This is a genomic window from Dactylosporangium sucinum (assembly GCF_014647515.1).
Lineage (GTDB): Bacteria > Actinomycetota > Actinomycetes > Mycobacteriales > Micromonosporaceae > Dactylosporangium > Dactylosporangium sucinum.
Map to the genome: position 1 here is coordinate 95,889 of NZ_BMPI01000018.1, position 6,815 is coordinate 102,703.

The window sequence follows — 6,815 nt, forward strand, 5'->3', positions numbered from 1 at the left end:
ATGCGGCGTAGTCTTTGACTGTGACTGCTCTGGACCACGCCGAATCGCTCAAGTCGCTCGATGGCACGCTGCGCAACATCGAGGCGGTGCTCGACCTCGACCGGCTCCGGAAGGAGAAGGGCGAGCTCGAGGAGCAGGCATCCGCTCCCAACCTGTGGGACGACCAGGTGGCGGCCCAGAAGGTCACCTCGCGGCTGTCCTACGTCCAGGGTGAGATCAACCGGCTGGAGCGCCTCCGCGGCCGGCTCGACGACGCCCAGGTGCTGCTGGAGCTGGCGGAGGCCGAGGGCGACGCGTCGTCGCTCGCCGAGGTCGGCGAGGAGATCGCCGGGCTGCGCAAGTCGATCGAGGAGCTCGAGGTCCGCACCCTGCTCTCCGGCGAGTACGACGCGCGGGAGGCCCTGGTCACCATCCGCGCCGGCGCCGGCGGCGTCGACGCGGCCGACTTCGCCGACATGCTCATGCGGATGTATCTGCGGTGGGCCGAGCGGCACGGCTACGCGACCGACGTCTACGACACCTCCTACGCGGAGGAGGCGGGGATCAAGTCGGCGACCTTCGCGGTGAAGGCGCCCTATGCCTACGGGACGCTGTCGGTCGAGTCGGGCACCCACCGGCTGGTCCGGATCAGCCCGTTCGACAACCAGGGCCGCCGGCAGACGTCGTTCGCCGCGCTCGAGGTGGTGCCGGTCGTCGAGCAGACCGACGACGTGGAGATCCCCGACGACGAGCTGCGCGTCGACGTGTATCGCTCGAGCGGCCCCGGCGGCCAGGGCGTCAACACGACCGACTCCGCGGTGCGGCTCACGCACCTGCCGACCGGCATCGTCGTGTCGTGCCAGAACGAGCGCTCGCAGATCCAGAACAAGGCCACCGCCATGGGCGTGCTGAAGGCGAAGCTGCTGGCCGTGAAGCGGGCCGAGGAGGCGGCGAAGATGGACGCGCTCCGCGGCGACGTCGCCGGCTCGTGGGGCGACCAGATGCGGTCGTATGTGCTGCACCCGTATCAGATGGTGAAGGATCTGCGCACCGAGCACGAGACCGGCAACCCGACGGCCGTCTTCGACGGCGACCTCGACGCGTTCATCGACGCCGGCATCCGCTGGCGGAAGCAGCGCGAGCTCGACCCCGGCGCATGATCGCCCGAGCGGAGTTCGTCAGTCACTGATCGTGATCGACGAACTTCGCTGAAAAATGAGACGTACGTCACACTGTCGGGCGGAATCGAGCGCTGCCTTGTCGTTCGGGTCCCCACATCGGGTCCGCATTTCCGGCAAACCGCGCCTGACGCACTTCGTGTGCTTGGCGCGGTTGTCACACCGCGTAGACTCACGTCCCGTGATTCGGCTTGACCACGTGACGAAGACGTACCCGAAGGCGTCCCGCCCCTCGCTTGACGATGTGTCCGTCAACATCGAGAAGGGCGAGTTCGTCTTCTTCATCGGACCCTCCGGCTCAGGCAAGTCCACGATCATCAAGCTGCTCCTGCACGAGGTCACGCCCAACCGGGGCAAGGTCGTCGTCAACGAGCGCGACGTGACCTCCATGCGCTCTTGGCGCATCCCGGCGTTCCGCCGGCAGATCGGCTGCGTGTTCCAGGACTTCCGGCTGCTGCCCAACCGCACCGCGTACGAGAACGTCGCCTTCGCCCTCGAGGTGATCGGCAAGTCGAAGGGCGTCGCCCGTCGTGTCGTCCCCGAGGTCCTCGAGCTCGTCGGCCTGGGCGGCAAGGAGCACCGGTATCCCCATGAGCTGTCCGGTGGCGAGCAGCAGCGCGTGGCCGTGGCCCGCGCCTTCGTGAACCGTCCGCTGATCCTCCTGGCCGACGAGCCCACCGGAAACCTCGACCCGGACACGTCGATCGAGATCATGCGCCTGCTGGACCGGATCAACCGGACCGGCACGACGGTGGTCATGGTGACCCACGACTCCAACATCGTGAACCAGATGCGCCGGCGGGTCGTCGAAATCGAAAGTGGCCGGATCGTGCGGGACCAGCCACGCGGCGTCTACGGCTGATCCAGCCCTAGGCCGTCCGCCCCTGTCACTTTTGCTGGGTCCGCTGGGAAGGAACCCCACCCGATGCGCGTGAGATACGTCCTGTCCGAAGTCCTGACCGGGCTCTGGCGCAACGTCACCATGACCATCGCGATGATCATCACGATGACCGTGTCGCTGACGATGCTGGGCGCGAGCCTCCTGCTCTTCTTCCAGGTCGACAAGATGGAGAACTACTTCTACCAGCGGGTAGAGGTCTCGGTCTTCCTCAAGGTCGACGTGACCGACGAGCAGCGCAACAACCTCAAGTCTGCGATCGAGTCGAGCCCGCTCGTCAAGACCGTCGAGTACGAGAGCAAGAAGCAGGCCTGGGAACGGTTCCAGACCCAGTTCAAGGACGCCCCCGACCTGGTCAGCGCGACCAAGGAGGAGTCCCTGCCGGAGTCCTTCCGGATCAAGCTCAAGGACCCGAACACGGTCGAGCAGTTCTCCGAGGAGATCCGCAGCCAGGACGGCATCAGCGACATCGTCGACCAGAAGGAGCTGCTGACCCGGGTCTTCGACCTGCTCGGCGCCCTGCAGACGCTCGCGCTGACGGTCGCCATCGTCCAGGGCGCCGCGGCCCTGCTCCTGGTCGCCAACACGATCCAGGTGGCGGCCTACAGCAAGCGCCGCGAGGTGGCGGTCATGAAACTCGTCGGCGCCTCGAACTGGTTCATCCAGCTCCCGTTCGTGCTCGAGGCCGTCTTCGCTTCGGCGTCCTGGTGGCAGCCAAGGTGTTCGTCATCGACGGCTCGCTGAAAGCATTGACCAACGTCCTGCTCCCGGTGGACTGGGGCAACATCCTGCTGATGCTCCCGATCCTGGCCGGCGCGGGCGGCCTGGTGAGCGCCGTCACGGCGTGGGTCACCCTCCGCTTCTACGTTCGCGTCTGACGCGCCGAGGGACACAGCCGCACCGAAGGGCGGGCCGGGCAACCGGCCCGCCCTTCGCGTTCTTGCCCGCGCCTTCGCTTTCAGCGAGTTCCCAGGCTCGCCGTCCAACCGGCATTTCCCCAAAAAAGCGGACGTATCGCGTACGGTGACCCTCAAGTGGTACTGGAGGGTTGACGCAGTGGACCGGATCCGGCTTCTCGCTGTCATCGGCGTTGCGATGGTGCTGCTCGGTGGAGGTACCGCCTCGGCCGACGCGAAGGACGACAAGAGCCGGGTCGACCGGCAGCTCCAGGAGACCGAGGCGACGCTCGAGGCTGCCACCGACCGGGCGAAGGCGGCCGCGGCCGAACGGCAGGCGGCCCAGGCGGCGCTGCCGGGCGCGGAGGCCGGCCTCGCCGACGCCAAGGGCCAGGTCATCGGGGCCGAGGCCGCCGTCCGGCAGGCACAGCGGGACGAGGACGCGGCGGGCGCGGTCGTCACGGAGGCGGACGGGGAGTACGCGGCGGCGCGGGAGCGGGTCGACCAGGAGCGGGCGGACGCGTCGGTGTTCGTCGCCGCGGTGTACAAGGGCAGCGGCTTCGTCATGGTCAACTCCGTGCTGGAGTCGGGCTCGCCGAGCGATCTGGCGCTGCGGATCGCGTACCTCGACAAGATCGGCGCCGAGAGCCGCCGGGCCGTCGACGCGGTGACCGCCGCGCGCATGGCCGCCAAGCAGCGCGGCGCCGCCGCCGAGCTGGCCCGGCAGCGGCTCGAGGCGGCGACCGACGCGGCCCGCCGGCGGCTGGAGGAGTCGAGGGCGGCGCAGGCCGCGGCCGAGCGGGCCGCCGCCGACGTGCAGGCGCTGCTCGACCGCAGCGCGAAGGCCGAGGCGGCGGCGAACGCGGAGCGGGAGGCCGTGCTCGCGCGGTACCGCCAACTGAAGGTCGACAGTGACCGGATCGGCGCCGAGCTGCGCGCCGCCGCGGCGGCCGAGACGCGACCGAAGACGACGAAGAGCGGCCCCGCGGCGCCGCCGGCGAACACCGCGGTCGCGCCCAGGACCGGCGCCTTCTTCGTGATGCCGGTGCGCGGCTGGAAGTCGAGCAACTTCGGGATGCGCTTCGACCCGGTGTACAAGGTCTATCAACTGCACGCCGGGATCGACGTCGCCGCCGGGGGCGGGCAGCCGATCGTCGCCGCGGGGGACGGCCGGGTCGTGCGGGCCGGCTGGGCCGGCGGCAACGGCAACTACACGTGCATCCACCACGGCACGTACCAGGGCAAGGGCCTGGCCACGTGCTACGGCCACCAGTCGGCCATCCTGGTCAAGGTCGGCCAGCAGGTGCACCGCGGGGAGCTCATCGGCCGGGTGGGCACCACGGGGGCGTCGACGGGTAACCACCTGCATTTCGAGGTACGGCTGAACGGGACGCCCGTGCAACCGCTCAACTGGCTGCCAGGCTGTCTCTGCTGAATCCGGGTTGCCGGGCGCGATACGCTTCTTTGCGTCCGTACGGGAACCTGTGGAGGGGTCGATGCCGCGCGAAAAGGGACGCAAGGTCGTCGCGTCCAACCGGAAGGCGCGCCACGACTACGACATCCTCGACACGTTCGAGGCGGGCATCGCGCTCACCGGCACCGAGGTGAAGTCGCTGCGGGCCGGCCGGGCGTCGCTCGTCGACGCGTTCGGCCAGCTCTCCGACGGCGAGGTCTTCCTGCACGCGATGCACATCCCGGAGTACACGATGGGGACCTGGACCAACCACCCACCCCGCCGCATCCGGAAGCTCCTGCTCAAGCGCCAGGAGATCGACCGCATCGCGGTGAAGGTGCGGGAGAGCGGCCTCACGCTCGTGCCCCTGTCGGTGTACTTCTCGGACGGCTGGGCCAAGGTCGAGCTCGGCCTGGCGCGCGGCAAGAAGGCCTACGACAAGCGCCAGACCCTCGCGAAACGTGACGCCGACCGCGAGATCGCTCGCGTCATGGGCCGCCGGAACAAGGGTCGCGATGAGTAAATTGACCCGCGGGCATGAGTAATGCGTGGCCATCATGCGAGCGTTGGGTGAAGGCCATATAGTCCGTGCGTGACCGAGATTCGGGTCGATGTCGACCTGGAACACCCGCCCGCGGCGGTCTGGCGCGCGCTCACCGAGGCCCGTCTCGTCACCGATTGGCTGCCGACATCCCGGTTCATGATCCGCGAGAACGGGACCTTCACGTTCCAGGCCGAGGGGCTGGAGGGCCTCGAGGACCCGGTCGAGGGTGAGGTCGTCACCATCGAGGCGCCCCACCGCCTGGTCATGCGGTGGGAGGCGCGCAACCTGCACACCGTCGTCGCGCTGGCGGTCGAGGAGCGCGGGCCGGGGAGCCGGCTGACGATGACGCAGAGCGGGTTCCTGGGCCCGCAGGGGACGCTGCGCCGGCGGGTGCTGCTCGGCACCTACACCGCGCTCTTCGAAGGGCCGCTGGTCGCGACGCTCGCGAAGGGCATGCCGGGCCAGCCGGGGGAGCCGGCGGGGCCGCCCCCCGCGCGCCGCAACGAGGGCGGCCCGTTCAGCCGTCTGCCGCGCCAGGCCGGCGGCGCCAGCCGTTCCGCGCCGGGACTGAGCTCGGAGGTACGGTCAACGGCCGGCCCCCGCCCCACGACGTCGATGCCGGGCTTCGCCGCGGCGGCGCTGCGGGCGCGCGGCGTGGCCGCCGTGACGGCTCCGTTGCCGCCGCCCCGTGGCCCATGGGCCCGGCTCGTCGGCCTCCGCGACTGGTCCGCCGACCGCCGCAGCCACGCGGTGGCCGCGGCCGCCGCGGCCCTGCTGCTCATCGCGATGACCGCCCTGCTCATCGGCAAGGCGACGACCCCGCACCCGGCGAGCCCACCGCGCGTGGGCGGCCCGACCGAGGGCCCGGCCCAGGCCACCGTGCCGGCCGCGTCGACGGCCCCGTCCATCCGGGCGACGGCGGAGCCGGTGGTGCCGGCGACGTCCCGCTCCACCCCGCCGTCGCCGGGCGCGACCTCCGCGGTCCCGGCCCCGACCACGCCGCCAGAGCTGACGGCGAGCTACCGCTCGGAGGACCTGCAGCTCACGTCGTACCGCGTGACGATCACCATCGCCAACCCGGGCGCGACGCCGGCGAACGACTGGACGGTGGTCGTGACCCTGCCGATCCTGGACCTGACGGTACGCAACGTGCAGGGCGCGGTGATGACCCGCGCGGACGTGCGCGCCACCTTCACCCCGACCGAGGCCACGCGCACGGTCCGCCCGGGCGGCTCGGTGACGGTGACGTTCGAGGTGGCGGGCCTGGGCGCCCGCAACGGACCGGTCAACTGCACCATCGACGGCCGCTCGTGCACCGCCGCCCAGTGACGCGTTTGCGGCTCTTTACTTCCTGATCTTCTGGGCCCGGAGGGTGTAACATGGTGGGGCTGTGTGGTGCAGCACGCCACCACTTCCCGCGCGCGGGGGTGACTGGTTTCGACTTTGTGCGCAGCGTTAGGGGAAGCGAGCCGAGGAAGCCGACGTTGTCTCGTGAATCAGTCGTCGGAAAACAATAAGCGCCAACATGAAGCGCTCCGAGCTTACTCTCGCTGCCTAAGCAAGAGATAAGCTCTGTCGGCCCGGGATCGCCTTCGGCCCGGTAGCCGGCATCAGCTAGAAGGCTGGCCAACCGAGTCTCGTCACGGGGCTCGCACGGCGAGATTAATCGTGACTGGGCCCGTCATACCAACTCGCTCGCGTGATTGGTAGGGCCGAGTAGAGGCACAGCGAGCTGCGCTCGGAGAAGTCCTAACAAAGCGACGAAGGACCCGGGTTCGATTCCCGGCACCTCCACCACAGGCGCCCCCTGCTCAGCGCGGGGGGCGCTTCGCTTTGTGGTTCCGGATTCCTCGCGCAGGCTTCGCCT

5 protein-coding genes, 1 other RNA gene and 1 pseudogene are annotated in these 6,815 nt (G+C 69.7%); all 7 read left to right on the plus strand.

The window, feature by feature from the left end; translation table 11 throughout:
- The first annotated feature begins 20 nt into the window (after nt 1–20).
- Entirely contained in the window at nt 21–1,139 is a 1,119-nt protein-coding gene (gene prfB, locus IEZ31_RS20000) for a peptide chain release factor 2 (RefSeq protein WP_190251421.1), read from the plus strand.
- Between the two features lie 199 nt (nt 1,140–1,338).
- Complete coding sequence (gene ftsE, locus IEZ31_RS20005) at nt 1,339–2,019, plus strand: cell division ATP-binding protein FtsE (protein WP_190251422.1); 681 nt, start codon at nt 1,339–1,341, stop codon at nt 2,017–2,019.
- Between the two features lie 63 nt (nt 2,020–2,082).
- Nucleotides 2,083–2,933, plus strand: a pseudogene (gene ftsX / locus IEZ31_RS20010) (permease-like cell division protein FtsX).
- Between the two features lie 178 nt (nt 2,934–3,111).
- A complete protein-coding gene (locus tag IEZ31_RS20015; RefSeq protein ID WP_190251423.1) occupies nt 3,112–4,386 on the plus strand; it encodes a M23 family metallopeptidase in 1,275 nt (424 codons plus the stop codon).
- A 61-nt stretch (nt 4,387–4,447) separates the two neighbouring features.
- Nucleotides 4,448–4,927: an SsrA-binding protein SmpB gene (smpB, locus tag IEZ31_RS20020; protein WP_190251424.1), complete on the plus strand. Its 480-nt coding sequence runs from the start codon at nt 4,448–4,450 to the stop codon at nt 4,925–4,927.
- A 69-nt stretch (nt 4,928–4,996) separates the two neighbouring features.
- Nucleotides 4,997–6,277, plus strand: a complete 1,281-nt coding sequence (locus IEZ31_RS20025) for an SRPBCC domain-containing protein (protein ID WP_190251425.1) — start codon at nt 4,997–4,999, stop codon at nt 6,275–6,277.
- A 94-nt stretch (nt 6,278–6,371) separates the two neighbouring features.
- Nucleotides 6,372–6,745: a transfer-messenger RNA gene (gene ssrA / locus IEZ31_RS20030) on the plus strand.
- Nucleotides 6,746–6,815: the final 70 nt, after the last annotated feature.